Here is a 26,599-nt window from a genome sequence, read left to right on the forward strand (position 1 = left end):
GAGCCGCCCGCCGGCACCGCCTCCGCCAGGTCTAGCCGCCCGCAGCGGACCCGTCGGCGGTGCCCGCCGTGCCCGCCATCGTGCCGCCCGCCGTCGTACCGCCGGTGTCTCCGGCCGCGCCGCCGCCTTCGGTCGTAGTGCCAGTCGTCCCGCCTGCCGAGCCCCCGGAGCCCCCTGGGCGTGCCGCCCGACGAGTCTCTGGTGCAGGTGCCGCCCGACGAGCCTCCGGTGGGGGCGCACCGCCCGGTGAGCCGCCCGCCGGCACCGCCTCCGCCAGGTCTAGCCGCCCGCAGCGGACCCGTCGGCGGTGCCCGCCGTGCCCGCCATCGTGCCGCCCGCCGTCGTGCCGCCGGTGTCTCCGGCCGCGCCGCCGTCGTCGGTCGTAGTGCCAGTCGTCCCGCCTGCCGAGCCCCCGGAGCCCCCTGGGCGTGCCGCCCGACGAGTCTCTGGTGGGGGTGCCGCCCGACGAGCCTCCGGTGGGGGCGCACCGCCCGGTGAGCCGCCCGCCGGCACCGCCTCCGCCTGATCTAGCCGCCCGCAGCGGACCCGTCGGCGGTGCCCCCCGTGCCCGCCGTCGTGCCGCCGGTGTCTCCGGCCGTGCCGCCGCCGTCGGTCGTGGTGCCGGTCGTACCGCCCGTCGTACCGCCCGAGCCGCCGGTGGTGGTGCCACCACCGGTGCCGCCCGTGGGCGTACCGCCCGTCGAGCCGCCGGTGGGCGTGCCGCCGGTGGAGCCTCCGGTGGGGGTTCCGCCGGTGGAGCCGCCGGTCGGTGTACCGCCGGTCGAGCTACCCGTCGTACCGCCGCCGGACGGGCTGGTGGAGCCCGACGGCTTGGGTGACTTGGACGGCGAGCCGGACGGGGAGCCGGAGTCGGACGGCCCGGTCGTCTCCGAGGGGCGCTGCGAGGCCGTCGGCGGCGGCGCCGGATCGTCCGCCGTGCCGTACGTGCCGTCGGGGCCCGGCGAGGCGGGCCGGCCGACGGTCGTGCCGGTGCCGCCGCCCCCACCCCCGCCGGTGTCGGCCGGGTCCGCGTCCGGGCCGCCCTCCTCCAGGCCCTGGGTCGCCGAGGGGTTCACCTCGACCTTGCCCGCCGGGTTCCCGCCGTCCGCGTCGGAGGTCATGCCGAGCGCGATGACGGTGCCGAGCACGGCGGCGAGCAGCGCGCCCGAGCCGACCGCCACCAGGTTGCGCCGGACCATGGAGCGGACGCCGCCGCCCCGCGCCCCGGGCGGCGGGAACTGCCGGGCGACCAGGGTGTCGCCCGCGGGGCCGTACGGCGCGGGCGCAGGCTCCTGCCGGGCCGCCGCGTGCCATGACTCCGGCTGCCGCTCCTGCGCCGGCTCCTCCTCCGCCGGCGCCAGCGGCCCGGGTACCGTGCCGGCGCGGTCGGCGAGCAGCGCGAGGGCGCGGCGGCCGGCGACCGTACCGCGCTTGTCGGCGAGGGCGCCGCGCAGCCCGCCGGAGGACTCCAGCTCGGCGCGGGCCCGGTCGAGCTGTCCGGCGCAGAGCGCGAGGATGCCCAACTCATGGTGGAAATAGGCTTGATCGGGTACCTCTCCGGCCAGCCGGGAGGCCTCCGCGCCGGACCGCAGGGCCCGTTCCCAGGCGCTCCAGTGGAGTCCGGCGGCGAACGCGGGGGCGGCCGTGCGGGCCAGCCGTACGGCGCTGCTCTCCTCGCCCTCGGCGGGCGGGGACGTCTGCGGTACGACGGCGGCGAGCGCGGCCAGGACGGCGTCGGCCTCCGCGCACACCCGCTCGGGGGTGACGGAGGGGTGTCCGGCCCACCAGGCGTAGTGCTGGGCGGCGGTGAGGGCGTGGCCGGCGGCGTCCGCGGCGTATCCGGCCGCCTCCAGCTGGGTCTGCACACCGGCCGCGAGCCGGTAGCGGGAGCCGACCGGGGAGACCAGGCCGCAGCTCGCCAGCTCGCCGAGCGCGGCGTCCGCGTGGGTGTCGCCGACCAGGGCGGGCAGATGGGCCTGGTGGGGTATCTCGCCGCCGAGGGCGACGGCGAAGCGCAGGGCGGCGCGGGCGGAGGCGGTCAGCCGGGAGGCGAGCAGCGGGGCGGGGGCCGCGGCCTCGCCGAGCGAGGGCAGCGGAACCTCGTTCTCCAGGTCCACGGGTATGTCCGCGGGCGGCCGTACGTCCTCGAAGACGCCGTACTCGTCCACCGCGCCGGTGCTGGCCCGCAGCTGGTCGCGCTGCTGGAGCAGGGCGCCGGCCTGCACGAACCGCAGGGGCAGCCCCTCGGACTCGAACCACAGGTCACCGGCCCAGTTGGCCTCCTCCTCGGTGAGCACCCGGCCGATGGCGCGCTCCAGGATCTCCACTCCGGCGGCGCGGTCGAGGCCGCTGAGGAAGACCTCCTCCACCTCCGACTCGGCGGAGGGCGCGGGCACATCGGGGGTGGCGCCGAGCAGGAACGCGCACTCGGGGGTGGCGTCGAGCAGCTCGTCCAGGGCGGCGCCGCCGAACTCCAGGTCGTCCAGGACGACGACCGCGCCGATGTCCTGGACGCAGGCGACCAGTTCGTCCCGGTCGGGGCGGTGGCCGGGGGCGTCGTGGACGGCGTGGAACAGATCGTGCAGGACGTCGCCGGCGGTGCGGCGGAAGCCGCTGAGGCGGACCAGGCCGTCGGGGGCGAGGTCGAGGCAGTCCTCGGCGACCAGGTCGAGCAGGGCGCTGCGGCCGGAGCCGGCCGGCCCGGTGACGCGGACCGAGCGTCCGCGGGCGAGCAGCCGGACCAGGCGCTCGCGTTCGTCCTGGCGTTCCAGCAGGGAGAGCGCGGGCTGGGCGGGGCCCGGCGGTACGGGCGGACGGGCGGCGCGTTCGGCCTCGGCACGCTCCTGGGCGGTGCGCCTGCGGGGCCGGCCGGGGCGCCGGGCCGGCGGGCACGGCTCGATCTCGCTGCCGTCGACCGGATTGACCGTCACCTGCAGGTCGCCGGAGACGAGCTGAGCGGTGCGGGCGGGCGCGGGCGTGCCCGGGGCGAGGTCGGCGGTGAGGGACTCCCGGGGCTGGCGGCGGTTGTGTGCCCGGCCGTGCTCCTCGGGTCCCGGGTTGATCGGGTCCATGGGTTCAAGCCCCCCAAAAGCGTCGTGTGCCCGTGTTTCCGGCCCTCCCGGCCTTGTCGCACACCGCGCTGTCGCTTCTGGTCCGGGCCCGCTCGGTCGAGGGTTGCGAGAGGCGGGCGACCGCACCCTAATCCTTCGGCCGGTGTCTCCGACAGGGCGGGGTGCCATGCGGTCCGAGACGTCACGGTCTCATGGGGAATGCCCTCGACGGGTGCTTCGGCGGGTGCGCCCGGGTCTCCCCCCTCGCCCGCTTCACCGCCGCACGCGCCTCATATCCGGGTCATACCCGGGGCAGCGACTCCACGCCGATGCCGCCCTCGATGGCCAGGATGCGGTGCAGCCGGGTCGCCACCAGCAGGCGCTGCATCTGCGCCGGCACGCACCGCAGCACCAGACGGCGCCCGCAGCGGCCGGCCCGCCGGTGGGCACCCATGATCACCCCGAGCCCGGTGGCGTCCCAGGAGTCCAGTTCGGACAGGTCGAGCACCAGGTCGCCGACACCGGTGTCGACGGCCGAGTGCAGGGCCGTACGGGCGTCCGCCGCGCTGCGGACGTCGAGGCGGCCCCCGACGACCAGCTCGGCGTGGTCGCCCCTGATGTGCATATGCGCTCCCCGTTGAGTGCGGTTGGCGTCTCGATGGACGTTGGTGTGCAACGTCTGACTGTGCGAGTGGCGGTGCGGTTGCTGTTTGTAAGCGAACCGATACCGAATTCACCCCCGGGAGTGATGCTCCCGGGGCGGTCGGGCGTGGGCGGGTGACTCAGTACGTGTAGAAGCCCTGCCCGCTCTTGCGGCCGATGTCACCGGCGTCCACCATCCGGCGCATCAGCTCCGGCGGGGCGAACTTCTCGTCCTGGGACTCGGTGTAGATGTTGCCGGCGGCGTGCAGCAGGATGTCCACGCCGGTGAGGTCGGTGGTGGCCAGCGGGCCCATGGCGTGGCCGAAGCCCAGCTTGCAGGCGAGGTCGATGTCCTCGGCGGTCGCGACGCCGGACTCGTAGAGCTTGATGGCCTCGACCACGAGGGCGGAGATCAGCCGGGTGGTGACGAAGCCGGCCACGTCGCGGTTGACGACGATGCAGGTCTTGCCGACGGACTCGGCGAACTCCCGGGCGACGGCGAGGGTTTCGTCGCTGGTCTTGTAGCCCCGGACCAGCTCGACGAGCTGCATCATCGGTACCGGCGAGAAGAAGTGGACGCCGACGACCCGCTCGGGGCGCTCGGTGACCGCCGCGATCTTGGTGATCGGGATGGCGGAGGTGTTGGAGGCGAGCACGGCGTCCTCGCGCACGATCTTGTCGAGCGCGCGGAAGATCTCGTGCTTGACCTCCAGCTTCTCGAAGACGGCCTCCACGACGACATCGGCGTCGGCGGCGGCGTCCAGGTCTGTGGTCGCGGTGATGCGCGCGAGGGCGGCCTGGGCGTCCTCGGCGGACAGCTTGCCCTTGCCGACGAATTTGCCGTACGAAGCCTCGATGCCGTCGGTGCCGCGCTTCAGTGCCTCGTCGGTGACGTCCCGCAGGACGACGTCCCAGCCCGCCTGCGCGGCGACCTGAGCGATGCCGGAACCCATGAGACCGGCCCCGATGACAGCGAGCTTGCGTGCCACTCCGACTCCCTTGAACGCGCTGGATGGTCTGCCCCTCCGGCGGACCATAGCGCTCCGACGCCGCTGTGTGACCGGTAAGTAACGCGCGTCACGTCTCATTTGACGGACATCACACCGGCAGGGGTCAGGACGCTCCACGGACGGCGTAGTTGAGCACCTTTTCGCTCAACAGGTCCTCGATGTCATCGAGGAGAGCCAGTACCTCTCGTGATACTTCGCCCGGATCACGCTCCTTGACCATCTCGCGTGAGATGACCGCCATGACCGTACTGTGCACCCAGCTGATCTGACCTGCCATCAGCTGGGGCAGCTCGTCGCCGTCGGCCGCGCCGGTCTCCTCGCGCAGCGCCCGCGCCAGGGCGGCCTGCGCCTCCTGGGCGAGGGCCCACAGCCGGGAGCGCAGGGGCGGGGCCTCGTCGATGACCCGCATGAAGCCCGCGTATCCGGCGATCAGTCCCATCCGGGGCGAGACGGCCTGGACCTCGCCGCGCAGCTCGCGCAGTACGGCCCGGGCGGCGGACTCCCCCGCGTCCCGGGCCCGCACCCAGCGGGCGAGCCGGTCCACCACGCCGGACGAGCGGTCGAAGAAGAGGTCCTCCTTGGCCGGGAAGTAGTTGTAGACGGTGTTCACCGACACATCGGCGGCGTCGGCGATCTCGGCGACGGTCACCGCGTCGAATCCGCGCTCCAGGAAAAGACCCGTGGCGACATCCGAGATGTACTGCCTGGTCTGCCGCTTCTTCCGCTCCCTGAGTCCCTCAGCCATGCCCGCATCCTAACTTCACTGGGTCGACTGAAAATTTGGAGTCATTGCAAAATTTCAGGGACTCTGTTTTTCTGTGGGGCATGGCAGCAGTCATCAGCGCGGCCGGCCTGGCCCGCGCCTTCCCGAGCAGACAAGGCCCCGTCGAGGCCGTGCGCGGCGTCGACCTCACCGTCCGCGAGGGCGAGATCCTCGGCTTCCTCGGCCCCAACGGCGCCGGCAAGACGACCACCCTGCGGATGCTCACCACCCTGCTCAGGCCCACCGGCGGCACGGCCGCGGTCGCCGGGCACGACCTGGCGGGCGACCCGGCGGGCGTGCGCCGGGTCTCCGGCTATGTGGCCCAGTCCGGCGGGGTGGACCCGCGGATCTCCGTCCGGGAGGAGCTGGTCACCCAGGCCCGCATGTACCGCCTGTCGAGGGCCGAGGCGGCCCGGCGCACCGCCGAGCTGGCCCGGGACCTGGACCTCACCGGGCTGCTCGACCGGCGGACGGGCGCCCTCTCCGGCGGCCAGCGCCGCCGCCTGGACATCGCGATGGCGCTCACCCACCGCCCGAAGGTGCTCTTCCTCGACGAGCCGACGACCGGCCTCGACCCGGGCAGCCGCGCCGACCTGTGGGCCCTGGTCCGCCGGCTGCGCGACGAGCACGGCACCACGGTCTTCCTGACCACCCACTACCTGGACGAGGCCGAAGCCCTCGCCGACCGGATCGTGATCGTCGACCGGGGCGTGGTGGCGGCCGACGGCACGCCGAGCGCGCTCAAGCTGGCGCACGGCGGCTCGCTCGACGCCACCCTCCAGGACACCTTCCTCGCCATCACCGGCCGCGGCCCCGCCCCCGCCGGCTCCGCCCCCGTCGCCGTATAGGACCCGCCCGCATGCTTCTGCACGACACGGCCCTCGTCTACGGCCGCTATCTGCGCCAGTCCCTGCGCTCCCGCTTCGCGCTGCTCTTCGGCGTACTGACCCCGCTGCTGTACCTGGTCTTCTTCGGGCCCCTGCTCACCGGCCTGCCGCTGGGCGGCGAGGGCAGCTCCTGGCAGGTGCTCGTCCCCGGGCTGCTCCTCCAACTCGGGCTCTTCGGAGCCCTGTTCGCCGGATTCACGGTCATCATGGAGAACGCCCAGGGGGTGGTGGAGCGGATGCGGGTGACGCCGGTCAGCCGCCTCGCGCTGCTCCTCGGCCGGGTGCTGCGGGACGCCACGGTCTTCGTCTTCCAGGCGGTGCTGCTGGTGCTCGCCGCGGTGGTGATGGGCCTGCGCGCGCCCCTGCCGGGCGTCCTGATCGGCTTCGGGTTCGTCGCCCTGCTCACCGTCTCGCTGGCCTCGCTGTCGTACGCGCTGGGCATGAAGGTCCGCACCCCGCAGGAGTTCGGGCCGCTGATCAACGCGGTGTCGATGCCGTCGATGCTGCTGTCCGGCCTGATGCTCCCGATGACGCTCGCGCCCGCCTGGCTCGACGTGCTCTCGCACTTCGTCCCGTTCCGCTATCTGGTGGACGCGGTGCGCGACGCCTACCTCGGCCAGTACACGAGCGCGCACATGCTGTACGGCGTGCTGGTCGCGGTCGGCTTCGCGGGACTCGCCGTGACGGTGGGCACACGCGTGTTCCGTACCGCCGGGGCATAACTACGCTGGTCGCATGGTCAATCTGACGCGCATCTACACCAGGACCGGAGACCAGGGCAGCACCGCCCTCGGTGACATGAGCCGGGTCGCCAAGACCGACCTCAGGATCTCGGCGTACGCCGATGCCAACGAGGCCAACGCGGTGCTCGGCACCGCCCTCGCGCTGGGCGGTCTCGACGAGGAGATCGCCAAGGTCCTCACCCGGGTCCAGAACGACCTGTTCGACGTGGGCGCGGACCTGGCGACGCCGGTGGTGGAGAACCCGGAGTTCCCGCCGCTCAGGGTGGAGCAGTTCTACATCGACAGGCTGGAGGCGGACTGCGACCGCTTCAACGAGCGGCTGACGAAGCTGCGCTCCTTCATCCTGCCCGGCGGCACCCCCGGCGCCGCCCTGCTGCACCAGGCGTGCACCGTCGTACGCCGGGCCGAGCGCTCCACCTGGGCGGCGCTGGAGGTGCACGGCGAGACGATGAACCCGCTCGCCGCGACCTACCTCAACCGCCTCTCGGACCTGCTGTTCATCCTGGCCCGCACCGCCAACGGCGCGGCCGGCGACGTGCTGTGGGTGCCGGGCGGTGAGCGCTAGAAAGCCGCCCCCTCCCGGTCAGTCGCCGGTCCGGCCGTCGATCAGCTCGCGCAGGATGTCGAGGTGGCCGTTGTGCCGGGCCGTCTCCTCGACGAGGTGCAGCAGGATCCAGCGGAGGTCCACCGGGTCGCCGTCGGCACGCGCGCGCCGGGCCTTGGTGTCCAGGTCGTGCGCGGCGACCAGCTCGTTGTGCCGCGCCGACTCCTCGGCGTACTCCGCGAGCAGCCGGGGCAGCGGGATGTCCACGGCGATGCGCATCTCGCGGTCCGGGTCCTCGTCCGTCCAGGGACCCTCGTCCTCCTCCCCCAGGAAGACGACCCGGAACCAGTAGTACTCGACCCAGCGCAGGTGGTTGACGAGCCCGCTCAGGGTCATCAGCGGCGAGCCGGGCAGCAGCGCCTTGCGGGCGTCCTCGTCGGAGAGCTCCTCGCACTTGTGGCGCGCGGTGGCGCGTACGTAGTCGAGGAAGGTGGTCAGCTGGGTGCGTTCGTCCCAGGCGGCAGGTGTGTCGGTGCGTGTCATCGCCTGGATGATCGCCCGGAGCCCGACTCCGCGTCGACCGGTTTTCCGGCGCCCTCGCCCTCCGGCGCCCGCTTGGGGAAGAGGGTGTAGCTGACGGCGATGACCAGGTTGATGCCGATCAGCCAGACCATGCGCAGCTGCCAGGACCGCAGCGAGCTGACATCGCCCTGGTCGCCGACGTACCAGACGGCGCCCTGGAGCAGGGCGAGGGCGACGACCGAGGCCAGGACCCAGCGGGCCGCGACCTTCCACTCGTGCACGGCGCGGGCGGTGCCGTACCTCGGCGGCCTGACCGGGGGCGGGCCGCCGGCGAAGCGGTGGGCCACCCGGGCGTCCGCCCACGCGATGGTGGAGTGGCCGAGGCCGACCGTGAAGCCGATGTAGACCGCCGCGAGGCCGTGCCGCCAGTCCGGTTCGGCCCCGTTCCTGAGGTCGATCGCGGTGACGGTGAAGAGCACCGCCTCCAGCAGCGGCTCGCACAGCAGCAGGGCCAGGCCGGTACGCGGCATCCGCAGCGCGTACCGGAAGGCCAGCCCGGCGGCGAGCAGCACCCAGAAGCCCGCCTCACAGGCGATGATCAGTCCGACGATCACGGTTCGCTCCCCTCGTTCGCCCCTCAAGGCTCCCCCGGTCCCGGGCTCGTATCGTCGTCGGCGCAGACGACACCGCCGTAAGCGAAAGTCGCAGTCGGGGACCGTTCCCGGGGAGCAGGCGGAGCGCTCCGGGGCCGTGTTGGATGGGGGGCATGGCCCACCCACTTCCCCGCCCGCACCGCCACGACCTGCGGATCGCCGTCGGCGGACTGCTCGGCGGGGTGCTGCTGTGGACGCTCGGCATCCATCCGCGCGTGCCCTCGGACCATGTGGTGCTCTGGCGGGCCCTCTGGGCACCGCTGCTGCCGCTCGCGGCGACCGCGGCGTGCGAGCTGCTGCGCCGCACCCGGCCCCGCGCCGGACTGCTGATCGGCACCGCCGCGGTGGTCCTGGACACGGTGACGCTGGGCAGTGTCGTCACGATCGTGCTGTACACCGACCTGATGTACGCGGCCGTCCTGTACGGCACCCCGGCCGCGGCCCGCCGCATCCCCTGGGTCACCGGGATGCTGACGGTGCTCGGCGGGGTGGTGCCCGCCGCGCTCTGGCGCGATCCGCAGGGCCTGCTGATCGGGGTGGGCGTCGGCGTGGTCGCGTTCGCGCCCGCGTCCACCGGCTGGGTGGTGCGCAACCACCGCGACGCGGCCGAGGCCGCCCGGCTGCGCGCCGAACAGACCGCGCTGCTCGCCGAGATGGACCGCGCCCAGGCGGTCACCGCCGAACGGGCCCGGATGGCCCGCGAGTTGCACGACATGGTCGCCAACCATCTCTCCGCGATCGCCATCCACTCCACGGCCGCGCTCTCCCTGGACGACCCGAAGACCTCGCGGGACGCCCTGGCCGTCATCCGGGAGAACAGCGTCGAGGGACTGGCCGAGATGCGCCGCCTGATCGGGATCCTGCGGGACAGCTCGGACGACCACGAGCCCGCCGCGTCCCCCACCCTCGACGGCCTCGGCGCGCTGGTCGACGGCGCCCGCGCCAACGGTCTCGACGTCACGCTCGACACCGGCCACGGCACGGTGCCCGCACCGGTCGAACTCGCCGCCTACCGGATCGTGCAGGAATCGCTGACCAACGCCCTGAAGCACGCGGCCACGGGCCGCGTCCGGGTCTCGCTGCGGCAGCGGGAGGGGATACTGGACATCCACGTGACCAGCCCTTACCGGGCCGGCGACGCCCCGCGCGCCCCCGGCTCGGGCTCCGGTCTCACCGGGATGCGGGAGCGCACCGCGCTGCTCGGCGGCACGTTCGAGGCCGGGCCCGAGGGCACCCTGTGGGCCGTCCGCGCCACGCTTCCCGTCAGTGAAGGAGACCCCGCATGATCCGTGTCCTGGTCGCCGAGGACCAGTCCGCCGTACGCGCCGGACTCGTCCTGATCCTGCGCAGCGCGCCGGACATCGAGGTGGTCGGCGAGGCGGAGGACGGCGAGCGGGCGGTCGAGCTGGCCCGCGAGATCCGGCCGGACCTGGTCCTGATGGACGTTCAGATGCCCCGGCTCGACGGCGTGTCCGCGACCCGGCGGATCGTCGCCGAGCGGCTCGCGGACGTCCTCGTGCTGACCACCTTCGACCTCGACGAGTATGTGTTCGGAGCGCTGCGGGCGGGCGCGGCCGGGTTCCTGCTGAAGAACACCGAGGCGCACGCGCTGCTGGACGCGGTGCGGACGGTGGCGCGCGGGGAGGGGATCGTCGCGCCGGCCGTCACCCGGCGGCTGATCGCCGAGTTCGCCTCGGCTCCGGCGCGGGCGGCGGGGCCGGATCCGGCCGTGCTGGAGGGGCTCACCCGGCGGGAGCGGGAGGTGCTGCGCTGCATCGGCGAGGGACTGCCGAACGCCGAGATCGCGGCGCGTCTGGAGATGGCGGAGGGCACGGTGAAGACGCACGTCAGCCGGTTGCTGGCCAAGCTGGAGCTGCGCAGCCGGGTGCAAGCGGCCGTGCTGGCACGCGAGTTGGGGCTCTGACGAGGCACACACCCGGAATGGTCCAGACCTATTGACCTGTGGTCCAGACCTTTCTACCCTCGCAGCACCGTGGCATGAAGGCTCAGTCATGCCCCTGACACCCCCAATGACGAGGGAGGCGCAGCATGCGCTTCAGACACAGAGCCGCGGCAGGGTTCGCGACCCTGTTGCTCCCGCTGGCCGGCCTGGTCGGACTCGCGAGCCCGGCCCAGGCAGCGGCCAACGCGACGGCCAGCTTCACCAAGTCCAGCGACTGGGGCACCGGCTTCGGCGGCCAGTGGACCATCAAGAACACCGGCAGCAGCAGCCTCAGCTCCTGGACCGTCGAGTGGGACTTCCCCTCCGGCACCTCGGTCACCTCCGCCTGGGACGCGGACGTCACCAGCTCCGGCACCCACTGGACGGCGAAGAACAAGTCCTACAACGGCACCCTCGCCCCCGGCGCCTCGGTCTCCTTCGGCTTCAACGGCGCGGGCCCCGGCTCCCCGTCGAACTGCAAGCTGAACGGCGACAGCTGCGACGGCACGACGGTCCCGGGCGACGCGGCCCCGTCCGCCCCCGGCACCCCGACCGCCTCCTCCGTCACCGACACCTCGGTGAAGCTCGGCTGGAGCGCGGCCACCGACGACAAGGGCATCAAGAACTACGACGTGCTGCGCGACGGCACCAAGGTCGCCACCGTCACCAGCCCGTCGTACACGGACACCGGCCTGACCGCCGGCACCGACTACTCGTACACCGTGCAGGCCCGGGACACCGCCGACCAGACGGGGCCCGTCAGCGGCGCGGTCAAGGTGCACACCACCGGCGGCGGCACCACTCCCCCGCCCACCGGTGACAAGGTCAAGCTCGGCTACTTCACCGAGTGGGGCATCTACGGCCGTAACTACAACGTCAAGAACCTGGTGACGTCGGGCTCGGCCGCGAAGATCACGCACATCAACTACGCGTTCGGCAACGTCACCAACGGCCAGTGCGCCATCGGCGACTCCTACGCCGACTACGACAAGGCGTTCACCGCCGACCAGTCGGTCAGCGGCGTCGCCGACACCTGGGACCAGCCGCTGCGCGGCAACTTCAACCAGCTGCGCCAGCTGAAGGCGAAGTACCCGAACATCAAGGTGCTGTGGTCCTTCGGCGGCTGGACCTGGTCCGGCGGCTTCGCGCAGGCGGCGGCCAACCCGGCCGCCTTCGCCCAGTCCTGCTACAACCTGGTCGAGGACCCGCGCTGGGCCGATGTCTTCGACGGCATCGACATCGACTGGGAGTACCCGAACGCCTGCGGCCTGACCTGTGACACCAGCGGGGCCGCGGCCTACAAGAACCTGATGTCCGCGCTGCGCGCCAAGTTCGGCTCCAACAACCTGGTCACCGCCGCGGTCACCGCCGACGGCTCGGCCGGCGGCAAGATCGAGGCCGCGGACTACGCGGGCGCCGCCCAGTCCGTCGACTGGTACAACGTCATGACGTACGACTTCTTCGGTGCCTGGGACGCCAAGGGCCCGACCGCCCCGCACTCCCCGCTCACCTCGTACTCCGGCATCCCGAAGGCGGGCTTCACCACCGCCGACGCGCTGGCCAAGTTCAAGGCGATCGGTGTCCCCGCGAAGAAACTGCTCATCGGCATCGGCTTCTACGGCCGCGGCTGGACCGGTGTCACCCAGGACGCCCCCGGCGGCACGGCCACCGGCCCCGCGTCCGGCACCTATGAGCAGGGCATCGAGGACTACAAGGTCCTGAAGTCGTCCTGCCCGGCCACCGGCACCGTCGCCGGCACCGCGTACGCCCACTGCGGCAGCAACTGGTGGTCGTACGACACCCCCGCCACCATCAAGTCCAAGATGGCCTGGGCCAACAGCCAGGGCCTCGGCGGAGCGTTCTTCTGGGAGTTCAGCGGCGACACCAGCAACGGTGAACTGGTGAGCGCCATCAGCGACAACCTGTAGAAACGGGCACGACCCCTGAGCGACGTTGACGCTCCCCCAGACTTCGTCCGGGGGGTCCCCCGGTCAGCGGGTGAACGAGGCTACGCCACGTTCACCCGCTGACCGGGCGGGGCTGCTTCCAGCCACGCGAGAAATCCGGTCAGCGCGTCTTCGCTCATCGCGAGTTCGAGGCGGGTGCCCCGGTGCGTACAGGCCAGCACCACCGCGTCGGACAGCAGCGCCAGTTCCTCCTCGCCCTCGGGCAGCCGGCGGCCGGCCACCTCGATCGCGGCGCGCTCCAGGGTGCGCAGCGGCCGGGGGGCGTAGGAGAAGACGCGGTACCACTCGATCCGGTCACCGTTGTAGCGGGCGACGCCGTAGCTCCAGCCCTTGCCGCCGGTGTCCGTCTTCTCGGGCAGGTCCCAGCGCAGCGAACAGTCGAAGGTCCCGCCGGAGCGCTGGATCAGTCTGCGCCGCAGCCCGAACAGGAAGAGTCCCACCACCACGAGCGCGATCACGATCCCGCACACAGTCAGAGCGAGGACCATCGGCACCGACCTCCTCGTCTCCTAGGTAGGGGAACTGCTTCTGCTACTGAGTAATGAAACGGAAAAAACACCTACATCTGCCTCAGCCGCGACCGGCACCGGATTGCTCCGGGCCGGCCGCGGCTGAGTGACGTCAACGTACAGCGCGACTGGTTCAGCGCGCCGTCGCAGCGCGCAGTCGGACGTCCGCGCGACGCTCGGCGGCGGCATCGCCCTCCGCCTTCGCGCGCTCCAGCTCCCGCTCCGTGCGCTGGACATCGATCTCGTCCGACAGCTCGGCGATCTCGGCCAGCAGCGACAGCTTGTCGTCAGCGAACGAGATGAAACCGCCGTGCACCGCGGCGACGACCGTTCCGCCATCACTCGTACGGATGGTCACCGGGCCCGACTCCAGCACACCGAGCAGCGGCTGGTGACCGGGCATGACGCCGATGTCGCCGGACGTGGTGCGCGCGACGACCAGGGTGGCCTCACCGGACCAGACCTGGCGGTCGGCGGCGACCAGCTCGACGTGCAGCTCAGCAGCCAAGGGTGGCTCCTCGGGTCACCACCCGGCAGGGGCGCCGGGTGTTGGGGTCAATTCTAGTGGGCGTGGATGAGGGGGCGGGACGCACCCGCCCCCTCACACGAGCGCGAGGCTCAGGAGACGCCCAGCTCCTTGGCGTTGGCCTTGAGGTCCTCGAGGCCACCGCACATGAAGAACGCCTGCTCGGGGAAGTGGTCGTACTCACCGTCGCAGATCGCGTTGAACGCGGCGATCGACTCGTCGAGCGGCACGTCCGAACCGTCCACGCCGGTGAACTGCTTGGCGACGTGGGTGTTCTGGGACAGGAAGCGCTCCACACGACGGGCACGGTGGACGACGAGCTTGTCCTCCTCGCCCAGCTCGTCGATACCGAGGATCGCGATGATGTCCTGGAGGTCCTTGTACTTCTGCAGGATCGTCTTCACGCGCATGGCCGCGTTGTAGTGATCCGCGGCGATGTAGCGCGGGTCCAGGATCCGGGACGTGGAGTCCAGCGGGTCCACGGCCGGGTAGATGCCCTTCTCGGAGATCGGACGGGACAGAACCGTCGTCGCGTCGAGGTGGGCGAAGGTGGTGGCCGGGGCCGGGTCGGTCAGGTCGTCCGCGGGGACGTAGATCGCCTGCATCGAGGTGATCGAGTGACCGCGGGTCGAGGTGATGCGCTCCTGGAGGAGACCCATCTCGTCGGCCAGGTTCGGCTGGTAACCCACCGCGGACGGCATGCGGCCGAGCAGCGTGGAGACCTCGGAACCGGCCTGCGTGAAGCGGAAGATGTTGTCGATGAAGAACAGCACGTCCTGCTTCTGGACGTCACGGAAGTACTCGGCCATGGTGAGGCCGGCCAGCGCGACGCGCAGACGGGTGCCCGGGGGCTCGTCCATCTGACCGAAGACCAGAGCGGTCTTGTCGATGACGCCCGAGTCCGACATCTCCTCGATGAGGTCGTTGCCCTCACGGGTGCGCTCACCGACACCGGCGAACACGGAGACACCGTCGTGGTTGTTGGCGACGCGGTAGATCATCTCCTGGATGAGCACCGTCTTGCCGACACCGGCACCACCGAACAGACCGATCTTGCCGCCCTTGACGTACGGGGTCAGCAGGTCGATGACCTTGACGCCGGTCTCGAACATCTCGGTCTTCGACTCGAGCTCGTCGAAGTTGGGCGCCTTGCGGTGGATCGGCCAGCGCTCGCCGTCGTACTGCTCGTCGACGTTGAGCACCTCACCGAGGGTGTTGAACACCTTGCCCTTGGTGAAGTCGCCGACCGGGACGGAGATGGCGGAGCCGGTGTCCGTCACGGCGGCCTGGCGGACCAGGCCGTCGGTGGGCTGCATGGAGATGGTGCGGGCCAGGCCGTCACCCAGGTGCTGGGCGACCTCCAGGGTCAGCGTCTTCTTCTCGCCGTCGTTCGCCGGGTCGGCGACCTCGACGTGCAGGGCGTTGTAGATCTCCGGCATCGCGTCGACGGGGAACTCCACGTCGACGACCGGGCCGATGACCCGGGCGACGCGGCCCGTGGCCGTCGCGGTCTCAACAGTGGTGGTCATTATCGGTCACTCCCCGCGGTCGCGTCGGCCAGGGCGCTGGCGCCACCGACGATCTCGCTGATTTCCTGGGTGATTTCGGCCTGGCGGGCCGCGTTGGCAAGCCGGGAGAGCGTGTTGATCAGATCTCCCGCGTTGTCGGTGGCCGACTTCATCGCGCGCCGCGTGGCGGCGTGCTTCGAAGCGGCCGACTGGAGCAGCGCGTTGTAGATACGGCTCTCCACATAGCGCGGCAGCAGGGCGTCGAGGACGTCCTCCGCCGAGGGCTCGAAGTCGTACAGCGGAAGGATCTCGCCCTTGGGGGCGGCCTCCTCCGCGACCTCTTCGAGACGCAGCGGCAGCAGCCGGGCGTCGAGCGCGGTCTGCGTCATCATCGAGACGAACTCGGTGTAGACGATGTGGAGCTCGTCCACGCCGCCGTCCGCCGTCTCCTTCTCGATGGCCTCGATCAGCGGCTCCGCCACCTTCTTGGCGTCCGCGTACGACGGCTCGTCGGTGAAGCCCGTCCACGACTCCGCGACCTTGCGCTCACGGAAGTTGTAGTGGGCGACACCACGACGGCCGACGATGTACGTGTCCACCTGCTTGCCCTCGCGCTCCAGGCGCTCGGTCAGCTGCTCCGCCGCCTTGATGGCGTTGGAGTTGAAGGCGCCTGCCAGACCGCGGTCGCTCGTGAGGAGCAGAACCGCGGCACGGGCCGGGTTCTCCGCCTCCGTGGTGAGCGGGTGCTTGGTGTTCGAACCCGTACCGACCGCCGTGACCGCGCGCGTCAGCTCGGTCGCGTAGGGCGTGGAGGCCGCCACCTTGCGCTGCGCCTTGACGACGCGCGAGGCGGCGATCATCTCCATCGCCTTGGTGATCTTCTTGGTCGCGCTGACGGATCGGATGCGACGCTTGTAGACCCGGAGCTGGGCTCCCATGAGTCAGGTCCCTTCCTTACGTCACTTGGAAGCAGCGGCAGGAGTGTCCTCGCCGAGCAGCTTGCCGTCCGAGGTCTCGAACTGCTTCTTGAACTCCGCCACCGCGTCGTCGATCGCCTGGATCGTGTCGTTCGACATCTTGGCGCCCTCGCGGATGGAGGTGAGCAGGCCCGCCTCCTTGCGGTGCAGGTAGTCCAGCAGCTCGCGCTCGAAGCGGCGGATGTCGACGACCGGGACCTCGTCCATACGGCCGTTGGTGCCGGCCCAGACGGAGACGACCTGGTCCTCGGTGGACATCGGCTGGTACTGGTCCTGCTTCAGCAGCTCGACCATGCGCTGACCGCGCTCCAGCTGGGCCTTGGAGGCCGCGTCCAGGTCGGAACCGAAGGCGGCGAACGCCTCCAGCTCACGGAACTGGGCGAGGTCCACACGGAGGCGGCCGGAGACCTGGCGCATCGCCTTGTGCTGCGCGGAACCACCGACTCGGGAGACGGAGATACCGACGTTCAGCGCGGGACGCTGACCGGCGTTGAACAGGTCCGACTCCAGGAAGCACTGGCCGTCGGTGATGGAGATGACGTTGGTCGGGATGAACGCCGAGACGTCGTTGGCCTTGGTCTCGACGATCGGCAGACCGGTCATCGAACCGGCACCCATGTCGTCGGAGAGCTTGGCGCAGCGCTCCAGCAGGCGGGAGTGCAGGTAGAAGACGTCACCCGGGTAGGCCTCACGGCCCGGCGGGCGGCGCAGCAGCAGCGACACGGCGCGGTAGGCGTCGGCCTGCTTCGACAGGTCGTCGAAGATGATGAGGACGTGCTTGCCCTCGTACATCCACTGCTGACCGATGGCCGAACCGGTGTACGGCGCCAGGTACTTGAAGCCGGCCGGGTCGGACGCCGGGGCGGCGACGATGGTCGTGTACTCCAGCGCGCCGTTCTCCTCCAGCGCGCGGCGCACGCCGGCGATGGTGGAGCCCTTCTGGCCGATGGCGACGTAGATGCAGCGGACCTGCTTCTTCGGGTCGCCCGAGCGCCAGTTGTCGCGCTGGTTGATGATCGTGTCGACGGCCAGGGCGGTCTTGCCGGTCTGGCGGTCACCGATGATCAGCTGACGCTGACCGCGGCCGATCGGGGTCATCGCGTCGACGGCCTTGTAGCCCGTCTCCATCGGCTCGTGCACCGACTTGCGCTGCATGACCGTGGGGGCCTGCAGCTCGAGGGCGCGGCGGCCGGACGTCTCGATCTCGCCGAGGCCGTCGATCGGCTGGCCGAGCGGGTCGACGACGCGGCCGAGGTAGCCCTCGCCGACCGCGACGGAGAGGACCTCGCCGGTGCGCGTGACCGGCTGACCCTCCTCGATGCCGCTGAACTCACCGAGGACGATGGCGCCGATCTCGCGCTCTTCCAGGTTCAGCGCGAGGCCGAGGGTGCCGTCCTCGAACTTCAGCAGTTCGTTGGCCATGGCCGAGGGCAGACCCTCGACCTTCGCGATGCCGTCGCCGGCAAGGGTGACCGTACCGACCTCCTCGCGCGAGGCCGCGTCCGGCTTGTACGACTGGACGAAGTTCTCCAGCGCGTCCCGGATCTCCTCCGGCCGGATCGTGAGCTCCGCCATCTGGGTTCCCTGCTCTCCTTGTTGGGCCCGAAGTTTCACTTTGGGGGGATGGGGACTCCCCCTCGAAAGAGGTGAATCCTCTGCACGGCCCAACCAGGGCCGTAAGTACGTACTGCTTTTCTCGAAATATCGAGGTGCTGCTAGCTCGCCATGCGGCGGGCGGCGTCATCCAGCCGGTCCGCGATCGAACCGTTGATGACCTCGTCACCGACCTGCACCCGGATGCCGCCGACGACCTCGGGGTCGACGTCGAGGTTGAGGTGCATCCGACGACCGTAGAGCTTGGTCAGAGCGGCGCCGAGGCGCCCCTTCTGCCCGTCGCTCAGCGGCACCGCCGTGGTGACGACGGCGACCATGCGGTTCCGGCGCTCCGCGGCCAGCTTGGACAGGGACTCCAGTCCCGCTTCCAGGCTACGTCCACGCGGCGCGGTCACCAGGCGCGTCACCAGCCGCTCGGTGGCCGGCTTGGCCCGGCCGCCGAGGAGGCGGTTCAGCAGCTCGGTCTTGGCCGAGGCGCCGGCGGCGCGGTCGGTGAGCGCGGCGCGCAGCTCGGTGCTGGAGGAGACGATCCGGCCGAACCGGAACAGCTCGTCCTCGACGTCGTCGAGGGTGCCCGTCTTCTCCGCGGCCGTGAGGTCGGCGATGTTCGCCAGCTCCTCCAGCGCGTCCACCAGGTCGCGGGGCTGCGACCAGCGGGAGCGCGCCAGCCCGGACACCAGGTCGGCGGTCGTCCCGCTGACCTGGCCACCGATCAGACGCTGGACCAGCTGGGCCTTCGCCTCTCCGGCCTGGGCCGGGTCGGTGAGGACCCGGCGCAGACCGGCCTCGCGGTCGAGCAGCGCGGTGACGGCCGCCAGCTCGTCGGCGAGCTGCGCGGCGTCCACGGACGTGGAGTCCGTCAGCGCGTCGAGACGCTCACGTGCGGCTGCCAGGGCCTCGCGGCTCGCTCCGTTCATCGCGTGGCCTCGGCCTTCTCCTCAAGCTCGTCGAGGAAGCGGTCGATCACACGGCTCTGGCGGGCGTGGTCCTCGAGGGACTCGCCGACGAGCTTGCCGGCCAGGTCGGTGGCGAGCTTGCCGACGTCCTGACGCAGCGCGGACGCCGCGGCCTTGCGGTCGGCCTCGATCTGGGAGTGACCGGCGGTGACGATCTCCTCGCGCTGCCGCTGGCCCTCGGCCCGCATCTCGGCGATGAGCGCGGCACCCTGCTCCTGCGCCTCCTGGCGCAGGCGCGCGGCCTCGTGCCGAGCCTCGGCGAGCTGAGCCTTGTACTGCTCAAGGACGCTCTGGGCCTCGACCTTCATGGCGTCGGCCTCTTCGATGCCGCCTTCGATCGCCGCGCGACGCTCCTCCAGAACCTTGTTGATGTTCGGAAGCAGCTTCTTCCAGAAGAAGAAGAACACGATGGCGAAGGCGATGGTGCCGACGAGCAGCTCGGGGCCGGCCGGGATGAGCGGGTTCTGCTTCTCCTCGGCCGCCAGCTGCACCAGGTTGGCGATCACATCAGTGCCTTTCGTCGAAACGTGTGCGGTAAGTAGGAATTACTGACCGAACACGAACGGCATAACGATGCCGATGAGGGCGAGCGCCTCACAGAAGGCGAAGCCGAGGATCTGGTTGGCGCGGATCAGACCGGCGGCCTCGGGCTGACGGGCCAGGGCCTGGGTGCCGTTACCGAAGATGATGCCGACGCCGACACCGGGGCCGATGGCCGCGAGGCCGTAGCCGATGGAACCGAGGGAGCCGGTGACACCGTCGGCGGCGAGGGTCTGGAGAGCGGACATGCCGGTTCTTCCTTCTCTTTCATGGACCGGTGGGGGTTGGCCACCGGACGTCTGGAGGTTTAAGGGAGGTGGTTCGACTCAGTGGTGCTCGGCGAGAGCGCCCTGAATGTAGGAGCAGGCGAGGAGTACGAAGACGTACGCCTGGACGGCCTGCACGAAAAGCTCGAAGCAGATCATGGCCATGGTCATCACGAAGGAGACACCGGCGGCCGGGATCATCCAGCTGTTCAGGAGGTACCAGGAGGCGACGGTGAACATCACCAGCATCAGGTGACCGGCGAACATGTTGGCGAACAGTCGCACCGCGTGGGTGAAGGGCCGCACGAACAGGTTCGAGAGGAACTCGATGACCATGACCAGCGGAAGGACCGGACCCAGCGACTTGTCGTAGCCCGTGACGTTCTTGAAGAAGCCGACGAAGCCGTGTCGCTTGAAGGTCAGTCCGACCCACAGCACCCACACGAGCAGGGCGAGTACGAGCGGGAAGGCGAAGACCGAGGACACCGGGAACTGGGCCAGCGGGATCACGGACCAGATGTTCATGATCCAGATGAAGAAGAAGAGGGAGACCATGAGCGGCACCCACTTCTCGCCCTCGCGCTTGCCGAGCGTCTCGTAGACGATGCCGCGGCGCACGAAGTCGTAGCCGGCCTCGCCGATCATCTGCAGCTTGCCCGGGACGACCTTGGCCTTGCCGAACGCCGTCGCGAAGAACGCGACGACGAGCAGCGAGGTGATGAGCGCGAGCAGCATCACCTTGTTGAACTCGAAGCCGCCGACCGTGGCGAGCGGCTTGAACAGGAACGAGTGCAGGCCCGGAGCCGGGAAGCCACACCCGTTGTCGGACATGATCCGACAACTCCAGTCAAAGGCGAGCTGGGTCTGGTCAGCACTCACCGCGGGCTCCTTCGGCGTGACGCATGGGTACGGCAACCTCGTTGTGTCGGCGCGGCGCACGGCCGCGGATCGGCACCGGACTGGTGTTACGGATGTGGGGGCGGCTGGAGGGCATCGAGCCTCGCGATCGAGCAGGCGTCAGCTCAGGTGCCCGCGCCCGCGATGCCGCAGTTGGCACCGGACGATAGCAGGAGATCTCACAAGCCTTTATCCCGCCCCTACCCCTCACTGCTTCGGCCCTGTCTTCTCGGGCTTCTCACTCTTCGCGGAGTCCGGGTCGATGTAGAAGAGCTTGGCCTTCATGTGCGCGCGTGCCTGCGCGGCCATCCACACGACGGTCGCGACGACGAGCGACACGGCGAACGTCTTCGCGTTGAAGAGAGAGGTGTCCTTGAAGACAGCGACGAAGATCAGAAGAAGCAGCAGCTGGGCGACGTAGAGCATCAGACCCATGGCCTGGAACAGCTGCGGGAGCGATTTCGCGGTCCGCTGCAGCACAAGGAGGCCGACTCCCATGAACAGGATGGCCAGCACCGTGCCGACGGCCGCTCCCAGCGCACCCTTGCCCCCCGCGACCGCTGCGCTCACGGCGACAGCGATCACGCCGACAGCCGCTGTGGGCACAGCGATCTGCAGCAGGTTCCGGGCGTCATTGGACGGCATGGCGGCAACTCCGCTTTCACAAGGGGGCAGGGTGTCGTCATGGACGAGCGTAGTCCCGGGCTGAGTGATCGAGACCTCACACCTTTGGACCGTCGCACTCGGGTCCTTCGGCTCTATCCGGGGTTCTCGTGAACCGTATCACAAACTATTTGATGAGGTCTTTACCTGCTGGGTGTGCTTGCTGTCACACATGAGAGTGACAGTGCCCGTCTGTGCAAAAACCGAGCCGAGTTGTCTGGTATTAGGGAGCTTTGCTCCCCCACGAGTTGGCAATGCTCTAGTCAGATTCTTACCTTGACCGTCTCAGGGGCGATCAATGAAACGCGATCGAGCGCCGATCGCGGTCGCCCCGTTGACGCCGGAGACCCCGGCCGTCACAGGCGCCCGCTCCCCTGTTCCGGGAGCGTCCGGGGCGTCCTGCGCCTCCGGCTCCTCCTGCGCCGCCGCCGGGTCCTCGGGAGACGTGCCCCGCCTCCGGTACCGCGGCGGCACGAACCGCTGGGCCCACCTCGGCACCCGCGGGGTGAAGCGCGGGAGCAGCAGCAGGACCAGGCCCACCGCGCTCAGGAAGACCACGCCCAGCACGATCCACATGGACGCCGAGTTGACCGAGTAGGCGAGGGCGCCGAAGGCGATCAGGGCCGACCAGAAGTACATGATCAGGACCGCGCGGCTGTGCGAGTGGCCGATCTCCAGCAGGCGGTGGTGCAGATGGCCGCGGTCGGCGGCGAACGGCGACTGGCCGCGCCAGGTGCGGCGGACGATGGCCAGCACCAGGTCGGCGGCGGGTACGGCGATGATCGTCAGCGGGAGCAGCAGCGGGATGTAGACCGGGACCGTCTGGTGGACCGCCGCCTTCTCGGAACCCGCGTACAGGTTCAGCGCGTCCGGGTCGAGCTGCCCGGTGATCGAGATCGCGCCGGCTGCCAGCACCAGGCCGATCAGCATCGAGCCCGAGTCGCCCATGAAGATCCGCGCGGGATGCATGTTGTGCGGCAGGAAGCCCAGGCACATGCCCATCAGGATCGCCGCGAAGAGCGTGCCGGGGGCGGCGGCCTCGATGCCGTACGAGTACCAGATGCGGTACGCGTACAGGAAGAACGCCCCGGCCGCGATGCACACCATGCCGGCCGCGAGGCCGTCCAGGCCGTCCACGAAGTTGACCGCGTTGATCGTGATGACGACGAGCGCCACCGTCAGCAGCGTGCCCTGCCACTGGGTCAGCGCCACGTTCCCGACGCCGGGGATGGGCAGCCACAGGATCGTCAGACCCTGCATGACCATCACGCCCGCGGCGATCATCTGGCCGCCGAGCTTGATCAGGGCGTCGATCTCGAACTTGTCGTCCAGGACGCCGATCAGCCAGATCAGGGCGGCGCCGGAGAGCAGCGCCCGCGGCTCGTTCGACTTGGCGAAGACCTCGTTGAGGTTGGTCAGGTGGTCCGCGACCAGCAGGCCCGCGCACAGTCCGAAGAACATCGCGATACCGCCGAGCCGCGGAGTGGGTTCCCGGTGCACGTCACGGGCCCGGATCTCCGGCATCGCCCCGGCCACGATCGCGAACTTGCGTACCGGCCCTGTCAGCAGATACGTCACCGCGGCCGTGATGCAGAGCGTCAGCAGGTATTCACGCACGGGCTTCCCCACAGGTCTCGCTGGCCATCACAGCCCCACACCCTAGCGACGGATGCATACGGATGAAGACTGCCGGGTAGCGACGATGGTTGCACGCACGGCTGTGCACCACGTCTCGGGGTGGTCCCCGGACGGTCACAACGGGACACATCCGGGCGTACGGAACGGCGTCTCCCCCGGGATCAGCCGGGATACGGCGGAAACTGAGCGGTGAGTGCGCGCACCTCCTCCCGCGCGGTCGCCGGCTCCGCCTCACCCCGCACCACGGCAGCGAGCAGCGCGGCGATCCGCACCATCTCCGCCTCGCCCATGCCCTGGGTGGTCACCGCCGCCGTGCCGAGGCGCAGCCCCCGGCTGTCGCCGTGCGGCAGCACACAGCAGTCCAGCACCAGCCCGGCCGCGAGCAGCCGGCCGCGCGCGGTGCGGCCGTCGACGCCGAGCGGGGCCGGGTCGGCGGTGATCAGGTGGGTGTCGGTGCCGCCGGTGGTGACCGCGAGCCCCTCCGCGGCGAGATGGCCGGCCAGCACCCGTGCGTTGGCGACCACCTGATGGGCGTACACGGTGAAGGCCGGTGTGGCCGCCTCGCCGAACGCGACGGCCTTGGCGGCGATGGTGTGCATCTGGGCGCCGCCCTGGGTGAAGGGGAAGACCGCCCGGTCGACGCGCTCGGCCAGCTCGGCGCCGCACAGGATCATCCCGCCGCGCGGGCCGCGCAGCACCTTGTGGGTGGTGGCGCACACGATGTCCGCGTACGGCACGGGGTTCGGTGCCGCTCCCCCGGCGACCAGCCCGATCGGATGGGCCGCGTCCGCGATCAGATAGGCCCCCACCTCGTCGGCGACCTCGCGGAAGAAGGCGTGGTCGAGGTGGCGGGGGTAGGCGATGGAACCGCACACGATGGCCTTGGGCCGGTGGTTGCGGGCGAGGTGGCGCACCTGGTCGTGGTCGACGAGACCGGTCTCGGCGTCGACGCCGTAGCCGACGAAGTCGAACCAGCGGCCGGAGAAGTTCGCCGGGGAGCCGTGCGTGAGGTGCCCGCCGTAGTTCAGGCCGAGGGCCAGGACGGTGTCGCCGGGACGCAGCAGGGCCGCGTAGGCGGCCAGCACGGCCGAGGAGCCGGAGTGGGGCTGGACGTTGGCGTGCTCGGCGCCGAACAGGGCCTTGGCCCGGTCGACGGCGGCGCGTTCGGCGACGTCGACGATCTCGCAGCCGGCGTGGTGCCGGGCACCGGGGTAGCCCTCGGCGTACTTGTTGGCCAGCGGCGAGCCGAGGGCGGCGAGCACGGCCGGCGAGCAGAAGTTCTCGGCGGCGATCAGCTGGAGCGTCGTGGACTGCCGTGCCAGCTCCCCGAACAGGATCTCGGCCATCGCCGGGTCCTGGCGCCGCAGGACATCGGTCTCGTGAGCGGTGGTGACCGACATGACGGGCTCCGGGCGGTCGACGGTGACGTATCCCCAATGTAGGCCCGGGGTGCGGCGGACGCGCGGCCGTCGCGGCCGCCGCCGGTATCCGCCTAGGTGTGGGTGCGTACGCCCGTCAGCGCGGTGACCACCGGGTCGAGTGCCTCCCGTATCTCGTCGCCGACGGAACGGAAGAAGGGCAGCGGGGCGCCGTAGGGGTCGTACACCTCGTCCGCCTCGGCGGTCGGGGCGAGCAGCCAGCCGCGCAGCGCCGCCGCCGCCCGCACCAGCGCACGGGCCCGCATGACCACACCGTCCTCCAGGGGCGGCAGCGTGGCCGGGTCTATCGCCCGGACCAGGCGGGTGAACTCCTTCAGGGTGAAGGTGCGCAGCCCTGCCGAATGGCCCATGGAGATGACCTGGGCGCGGTGGTCGCGGGTGGCGGTCAGCACCAGGTCGGCCATGATCACATGCTCGTCCAGCAGCTCCCGGCCGACGAACCCGGTGGCGTCCGCGCCGAACTCGGCGAGCACGGTCTCCGCGTTCTCCTCCATGGGTGCGCCCTCGTGGCCCCAGGTGCCCGCGCTCTCCACGACGAGTCCGCCGCCGAGCACACCGAGCCGCTCCGCGACGAAATGGCGGGTCAGCCGCTCGGTGATGGGCGAACGGCACACATTGCCGGTGCTGACGTGGAGGATGCGGAAGCTGTCGCGGGGAAGCCCGAACGTCGTCGTCTCCTCCGCGCTGTAGCGCCCGCCGCCTATGCCACGCATGGGGGCACCCCCTGCGAGAGCGACTCCGGGAGTTCGGGGGACTCAGGGGACTTGGGGGCCGTCAATTCGCCACCTCAAGGTCGGGTACGACCTTGCGCAGCTCCTCCGGGGAGATCGCGCCCTCGCGCAGCAGCAGCGGCACCTCGCGGGAGACGTCCACGATGGAGGACGGCACGTTGCCCGGGGTGGGGCCGCCGTCGAGGTAGACGGAGACGGAGTCGCCGAGCATGCCCTGGGCGGCGTCGCAGTCCTCCGGCGCCGGGTGTCCCGTCAGGTTCGCCGAGGAGACGGCCATCGGGCCGACCTCGGTGAGCAGCTCGATGGCGACCGGGTGCAGCGGCATGCGCACGGCGACCGTGCCCCGGGTGTCCCCGAGGTCCCACTGCAGGGACGGCTGGTGCCTCGCGACGAGGGTCAGGGCGCCCGGCCAGAACGCGTCGACCAGCTCCCAGGCCAGCTCGGAGAAGTCCGTGACCAGGCCGTGCAGGGTGTTCGGGGAGCCGATGAGGACGGGCGTGGGCATGTTGCGGCCCCGGCCCTTGGCGGCGAGCAGATCGGAGACCGCCTCCGAGGAGAACGCGTCGGCGCCGATGCCGTACACCGTGTCGGTCGGCAGCACCACCAGCTCGCCCCGGCGGACGGCGGACGCGGCTTCGCGCAGACCCGTCACGCGGTCGGTCACGTCGTTGGTGTCGTATCGCCGTGCCATGTCTAGCGGGCCTCCTCGTACACGTACTGCGGGGTCGAAGTCTGCGGGGTGGTCACGGCAGCGCCTTGCGGGCGGTGGCGAAGCGTGGCCGGTTGTTGAGGTCGGGGTGGTCCGCCGCGTCGGCCCAGCCCCGCTCCTCGGTGAAGATCCACGGCACCTGGCCGCCCTGGGTGTCGGCGTGCTCGATCACGACGACTCCGCCGGGGCGCAGCAGCCGGTGCGCGGTGCGCTCGATGCCCCGGATGAGATCGAGTCCGTCCTCGCCGGAGAACAACGCCAGCTCCGGGTCGTAGTCACGGGCCTCGGGGGCGACGTACTCCCACTCGGTGAGCGGGATGTAGGGCGGGTTGGAGATGACCAGGTCGACCTGGCCGTCCAGGTCGGGGAAGGCGGACAGGGCGTCGCCCTGGCGCAGGTCGACCCTGGACCCCGCCATGTTCTTGCGGGTCCACACCAGGGCGTCCTCGGACAGCTCCACGGCGTGCACCCGGGAGCGCGGGACCTCCTGGGCGAGGGCCAGCGCGATGGCGCCCGAGCCGGTGCACAGGTCGACGATGCAGGGCTCGACGACATCCATGGCGCGCACGGCGTCTATGGCCCAGCCGACCACGGACTCGGTCTCCGGCCGGGGCACGAACACCCCGGGGCCGACCTGGAGCTCCAGGTACCGGAAGTAGGCCCGCCCGGTGATGTGCTGCAGCGGCTCGCGCTGCTCGCGCCGGGCGATGACCTCCCAGTACCGGGCGTCGAAGTCGGCGTCCTTCACGGAGTGCAGTGCGCCGCGCTTCACGCCGTGCACGAACGCGGCCAGCTCCTCCGCGTCGGTGCGCGGCGAGGGCACGCCGGCGTCGGCCAGCCGCTGGGTGGCCTGGGCCACCTCGGCGAGCAGCAGGTTCACGCGAGTCCTCCGTGTCGTACTCG

Annotated in this window: 27 protein-coding genes; 6 read left to right on the forward strand and 21 right to left on the reverse strand. The window is 70.8% G+C overall.

Annotation, left to right across the window (positions count from 1 at the left end; genetic code table 11):
* Nucleotides 1-527 precede the first annotated feature (527 nt).
* The 4 genes from ACF073_RS00295 to ACF073_RS00310 form a co-directional block, all read right to left on the reverse strand.
* Complete coding sequence (locus ACF073_RS00295; RefSeq protein WP_392065393.1) at nt 528-3,071, reverse strand: ATP-binding protein; 2,544 nt, start codon at nt 3,069-3,071, stop codon at nt 528-530.
* Between the two features lie 280 nt (nt 3,072-3,351).
* A complete protein-coding gene (locus tag ACF073_RS00300) occupies nt 3,352-3,675 on the reverse strand; it encodes an STAS domain-containing protein (RefSeq protein WP_392065395.1) in 324 nt (107 codons plus the stop codon).
* A gap of 157 nt (nt 3,676-3,832) precedes the next feature.
* A complete protein-coding gene (locus ACF073_RS00305) occupies nt 3,833-4,681 on the reverse strand; it encodes a 3-hydroxyacyl-CoA dehydrogenase family protein (protein ID WP_392065397.1) in 849 nt (282 codons plus the stop codon).
* A 124-nt stretch (nt 4,682-4,805) separates the two neighbouring features.
* Complete coding sequence (locus ACF073_RS00310; protein ID WP_392065399.1) at nt 4,806-5,447, reverse strand: TetR/AcrR family transcriptional regulator; 642 nt, start codon at nt 5,445-5,447, stop codon at nt 4,806-4,808.
* 80 nt (nt 5,448-5,527) lie between these two features.
* Between ACF073_RS00310 and ACF073_RS00315 the strand changes: the two genes are divergently transcribed.
* The 3 genes from ACF073_RS00315 to ACF073_RS00325 are packed head-to-tail and all read left to right on the forward strand — an operon-like array spanning nt 5,528 to nt 7,660.
* Complete coding sequence (locus ACF073_RS00315) at nt 5,528-6,313, forward strand: ABC transporter ATP-binding protein (protein WP_392065401.1); 786 nt, start codon at nt 5,528-5,530, stop codon at nt 6,311-6,313.
* A gap of 11 nt (nt 6,314-6,324) precedes the next feature.
* The gene (locus ACF073_RS00320; protein ID WP_392065403.1) at nt 6,325-7,074 is read left to right on the forward strand and encodes an ABC transporter permease; all 750 of its coding nucleotides are present in this window, start codon (nt 6,325-6,327) and stop codon (nt 7,072-7,074) included.
* A gap of 13 nt (nt 7,075-7,087) precedes the next feature.
* Entirely contained in the window at nt 7,088-7,660 is a 573-nt protein-coding gene (locus tag ACF073_RS00325) for a cob(I)yrinic acid a,c-diamide adenosyltransferase (protein ID WP_392065405.1), read from the forward strand.
* Between the two features lie 18 nt (nt 7,661-7,678).
* Here the strand turns inward: ACF073_RS00325 and ACF073_RS00330 are convergent, their stop codons facing one another.
* Nucleotides 7,679-8,182 carry a DinB family protein gene (locus ACF073_RS00330; protein WP_392065407.1) on the reverse strand — a complete coding sequence of 168 codons (504 nt, stop codon included), beginning with the start codon at nt 8,180-8,182 and terminating at the stop codon, nt 7,679-7,681.
* Nucleotides 8,179-8,775, reverse strand: a complete 597-nt coding sequence (locus ACF073_RS00335; RefSeq protein WP_392065409.1) for a hypothetical protein — start codon at nt 8,773-8,775, stop codon at nt 8,179-8,181. Before ACF073_RS00335 ends, ACF073_RS00330 begins: the two co-directional genes overlap by 4 nt.
* A 152-nt stretch (nt 8,776-8,927) precedes the next feature.
* Here ACF073_RS00335 and ACF073_RS00340 point away from each other — a divergent pair, with 152 nt between their 5' ends.
* From ACF073_RS00340 to ACF073_RS00350, 3 genes are all read left to right on the forward strand, one after another.
* Nucleotides 8,928-10,100 carry a sensor histidine kinase gene (locus tag ACF073_RS00340; RefSeq protein ID WP_392065411.1) on the forward strand — a complete coding sequence of 391 codons (1,173 nt, stop codon included), beginning with the start codon at nt 8,928-8,930 and terminating at the stop codon, nt 10,098-10,100.
* Complete coding sequence (locus tag ACF073_RS00345; RefSeq protein ID WP_392065412.1) at nt 10,097-10,738, forward strand: response regulator; 642 nt, start codon at nt 10,097-10,099, stop codon at nt 10,736-10,738. The genes ACF073_RS00340 and ACF073_RS00345 overlap by 4 nt, the downstream gene beginning before the upstream one ends.
* A 125-nt stretch (nt 10,739-10,863) precedes the next feature.
* Complete coding sequence (locus ACF073_RS00350) at nt 10,864-12,684, forward strand: glycosyl hydrolase family 18 protein (RefSeq protein WP_392065414.1); 1,821 nt, start codon at nt 10,864-10,866, stop codon at nt 12,682-12,684.
* An 80-nt stretch (nt 12,685-12,764) separates the two neighbouring features.
* Here the strand turns inward: ACF073_RS00350 and ACF073_RS00355 are convergent, their stop codons facing one another.
* The 15 genes from ACF073_RS00355 to prmC form a co-directional block, all read right to left on the reverse strand.
* Nucleotides 12,765-13,211 carry a DUF2550 domain-containing protein gene (locus ACF073_RS00355; protein WP_392065416.1) on the reverse strand — a complete coding sequence of 149 codons (447 nt, stop codon included), beginning with the start codon at nt 13,209-13,211 and terminating at the stop codon, nt 12,765-12,767.
* 154 nt (nt 13,212-13,365) lie between these two features.
* On the reverse strand, nt 13,366-13,740 hold the full coding sequence (locus ACF073_RS00360; protein ID WP_030339282.1) for a F0F1 ATP synthase subunit epsilon: 375 nt from the start codon (nt 13,738-13,740) through the stop codon (nt 13,366-13,368).
* Between the two features lie 110 nt (nt 13,741-13,850).
* Nucleotides 13,851-15,287: a F0F1 ATP synthase subunit beta gene (atpD, locus tag ACF073_RS00365; protein WP_392065418.1), complete on the reverse strand. Its 1,437-nt coding sequence runs from the start codon at nt 15,285-15,287 to the stop codon at nt 13,851-13,853.
* Nucleotides 15,287-16,204: a F0F1 ATP synthase subunit gamma gene (locus tag ACF073_RS00370; protein WP_392065420.1), complete on the reverse strand. Its 918-nt coding sequence runs from the start codon at nt 16,202-16,204 to the stop codon at nt 15,287-15,289. The genes atpD and ACF073_RS00370 overlap by 1 nt, the downstream gene beginning before the upstream one ends.
* 21 nt (nt 16,205-16,225) lie before the next feature.
* Entirely contained in the window at nt 16,226-17,818 is a 1,593-nt protein-coding gene (gene atpA, locus ACF073_RS00375; RefSeq protein ID WP_392065422.1) for a F0F1 ATP synthase subunit alpha, read from the reverse strand.
* A 140-nt stretch (nt 17,819-17,958) separates the two neighbouring features.
* Complete coding sequence (locus ACF073_RS00380; protein ID WP_392065424.1) at nt 17,959-18,774, reverse strand: F0F1 ATP synthase subunit delta; 816 nt, start codon at nt 18,772-18,774, stop codon at nt 17,959-17,961.
* On the reverse strand, nt 18,771-19,319 hold the full coding sequence (locus ACF073_RS00385) for a F0F1 ATP synthase subunit B (RefSeq protein ID WP_392065426.1): 549 nt from the start codon (nt 19,317-19,319) through the stop codon (nt 18,771-18,773). Before ACF073_RS00385 ends, ACF073_RS00380 begins: the two co-directional genes overlap by 4 nt.
* Nucleotides 19,320-19,358: 39 nt before the next feature.
* Nucleotides 19,359-19,601, reverse strand: a complete 243-nt coding sequence (locus ACF073_RS00390; protein ID WP_392065428.1) for a F0F1 ATP synthase subunit C — start codon at nt 19,599-19,601, stop codon at nt 19,359-19,361.
* Between the two features lie 78 nt (nt 19,602-19,679).
* Nucleotides 19,680-20,450, reverse strand: coding sequence for a F0F1 ATP synthase subunit A (gene atpB / locus ACF073_RS00395; protein ID WP_392066820.1), 771 nt, complete (start codon nt 20,448-20,450; stop codon nt 19,680-19,682).
* A 273-nt stretch (nt 20,451-20,723) separates the two neighbouring features.
* On the reverse strand, nt 20,724-21,161 hold the full coding sequence (locus tag ACF073_RS00400) for a hypothetical protein (RefSeq protein ID WP_392065430.1): 438 nt from the start codon (nt 21,159-21,161) through the stop codon (nt 20,724-20,726).
* A 303-nt stretch (nt 21,162-21,464) separates the two neighbouring features.
* The gene (locus tag ACF073_RS00405; protein ID WP_392065431.1) at nt 21,465-22,796 is read right to left on the reverse strand and encodes an MraY family glycosyltransferase; all 1,332 of its coding nucleotides are present in this window, start codon (nt 22,794-22,796) and stop codon (nt 21,465-21,467) included.
* A 182-nt stretch (nt 22,797-22,978) separates the two neighbouring features.
* On the reverse strand, nt 22,979-24,217 hold the full coding sequence (gene glyA / locus ACF073_RS00410; RefSeq protein WP_392065433.1) for a serine hydroxymethyltransferase: 1,239 nt from the start codon (nt 24,215-24,217) through the stop codon (nt 22,979-22,981).
* Between the two features lie 92 nt (nt 24,218-24,309).
* Entirely contained in the window at nt 24,310-24,969 is a 660-nt protein-coding gene (locus ACF073_RS00415) for a protein-tyrosine-phosphatase (protein ID WP_392065435.1), read from the reverse strand.
* A 61-nt stretch (nt 24,970-25,030) separates the two neighbouring features.
* Nucleotides 25,031-25,678, reverse strand: a complete 648-nt coding sequence (locus ACF073_RS00420; protein ID WP_392065437.1) for an L-threonylcarbamoyladenylate synthase — start codon at nt 25,676-25,678, stop codon at nt 25,031-25,033.
* Nucleotides 25,679-25,730: 52 nt separating this feature from the next.
* Complete coding sequence (prmC, locus tag ACF073_RS00425) at nt 25,731-26,576, reverse strand: peptide chain release factor N(5)-glutamine methyltransferase (RefSeq protein WP_392065439.1); 846 nt, start codon at nt 26,574-26,576, stop codon at nt 25,731-25,733.
* Nucleotides 26,577-26,599 lie beyond the last annotated feature (23 nt).

It is taken from the genome of Streptomyces sp. NPDC015171, assembly GCF_043079545.1.
Classification (GTDB): domain Bacteria; phylum Actinomycetota; class Actinomycetes; order Streptomycetales; family Streptomycetaceae; genus Streptomyces.

What these genes read in the sequence shown, in the direction of transcription:
- glyA (WP_392065433.1), bottom strand. Translation starts at nt 24,217, where the DNA reads ATGTCGGTCACCACCGCTCACGAGACCGATGTCCTGCGGCGCCAGGAC.
- ACF073_RS00320 (WP_392065403.1), top strand. Translation starts at nt 6,325, where the DNA reads ATGCTTCTGCACGACACGGCCCTCGTCTACGGCCGCTATCTGCGCCAG.
- ACF073_RS00390 (WP_392065428.1), bottom strand. Translation starts at nt 19,601, where the DNA reads ATGTCCGCTCTCCAGACCCTCGCCGCCGACGGTGTCACCGGCTCCCTC.
- ACF073_RS00315 (WP_392065401.1), top strand. Translation starts at nt 5,528, where the DNA reads ATGGCAGCAGTCATCAGCGCGGCCGGCCTGGCCCGCGCCTTCCCGAGC.
- atpD (WP_392065418.1), bottom strand. Translation starts at nt 15,287, where the DNA reads ATGACCACCACTGTTGAGACCGCGACGGCCACGGGCCGCGTCGCCCGG.
- ACF073_RS00380 (WP_392065424.1), bottom strand. Translation starts at nt 18,774, where the DNA reads ATGAACGGAGCGAGCCGCGAGGCCCTGGCAGCCGCACGTGAGCGTCTC.
- ACF073_RS00350 (WP_392065414.1), top strand. Translation starts at nt 10,864, where the DNA reads ATGCGCTTCAGACACAGAGCCGCGGCAGGGTTCGCGACCCTGTTGCTC.
- ACF073_RS00300 (WP_392065395.1), bottom strand. Translation starts at nt 3,675, where the DNA reads ATGCACATCAGGGGCGACCACGCCGAGCTGGTCGTCGGGGGCCGCCTC.
- ACF073_RS00330 (WP_392065407.1), bottom strand. Translation starts at nt 8,182, where the DNA reads ATGACACGCACCGACACACCTGCCGCCTGGGACGAACGCACCCAGCTG.
- ACF073_RS00370 (WP_392065420.1), bottom strand. Translation starts at nt 16,204, where the DNA reads ATGGGAGCCCAGCTCCGGGTCTACAAGCGTCGCATCCGATCCGTCAGC.
- ACF073_RS00340 (WP_392065411.1), top strand. Translation starts at nt 8,928, where the DNA reads ATGGCCCACCCACTTCCCCGCCCGCACCGCCACGACCTGCGGATCGCC.
- ACF073_RS00420 (WP_392065437.1), bottom strand. Translation starts at nt 25,678, where the DNA reads ATGGCACGGCGATACGACACCAACGACGTGACCGACCGCGTGACGGGT.
- ACF073_RS00325 (WP_392065405.1), top strand. Translation starts at nt 7,088, where the DNA reads ATGGTCAATCTGACGCGCATCTACACCAGGACCGGAGACCAGGGCAGC.
- ACF073_RS00345 (WP_392065412.1), top strand. Translation starts at nt 10,097, where the DNA reads ATGATCCGTGTCCTGGTCGCCGAGGACCAGTCCGCCGTACGCGCCGGA.
- atpB (WP_392066820.1), bottom strand. Translation starts at nt 20,450, where the DNA reads ATGTCCGACAACGGGTGTGGCTTCCCGGCTCCGGGCCTGCACTCGTTC.
- ACF073_RS00295 (WP_392065393.1), bottom strand. Translation starts at nt 3,071, where the DNA reads ATGGACCCGATCAACCCGGGACCCGAGGAGCACGGCCGGGCACACAAC.
- atpA (WP_392065422.1), bottom strand. Translation starts at nt 17,818, where the DNA reads ATGGCGGAGCTCACGATCCGGCCGGAGGAGATCCGGGACGCGCTGGAG.
- ACF073_RS00415 (WP_392065435.1), bottom strand. Translation starts at nt 24,969, where the DNA reads ATGCGTGGCATAGGCGGCGGGCGCTACAGCGCGGAGGAGACGACGACG.
- ACF073_RS00400 (WP_392065430.1), bottom strand. Translation starts at nt 21,161, where the DNA reads ATGCCGTCCAATGACGCCCGGAACCTGCTGCAGATCGCTGTGCCCACA.
- ACF073_RS00310 (WP_392065399.1), bottom strand. Translation starts at nt 5,447, where the DNA reads ATGGCTGAGGGACTCAGGGAGCGGAAGAAGCGGCAGACCAGGCAGTAC.
- ACF073_RS00355 (WP_392065416.1), bottom strand. Translation starts at nt 13,211, where the DNA reads ATGGTCCTCGCTCTGACTGTGTGCGGGATCGTGATCGCGCTCGTGGTG.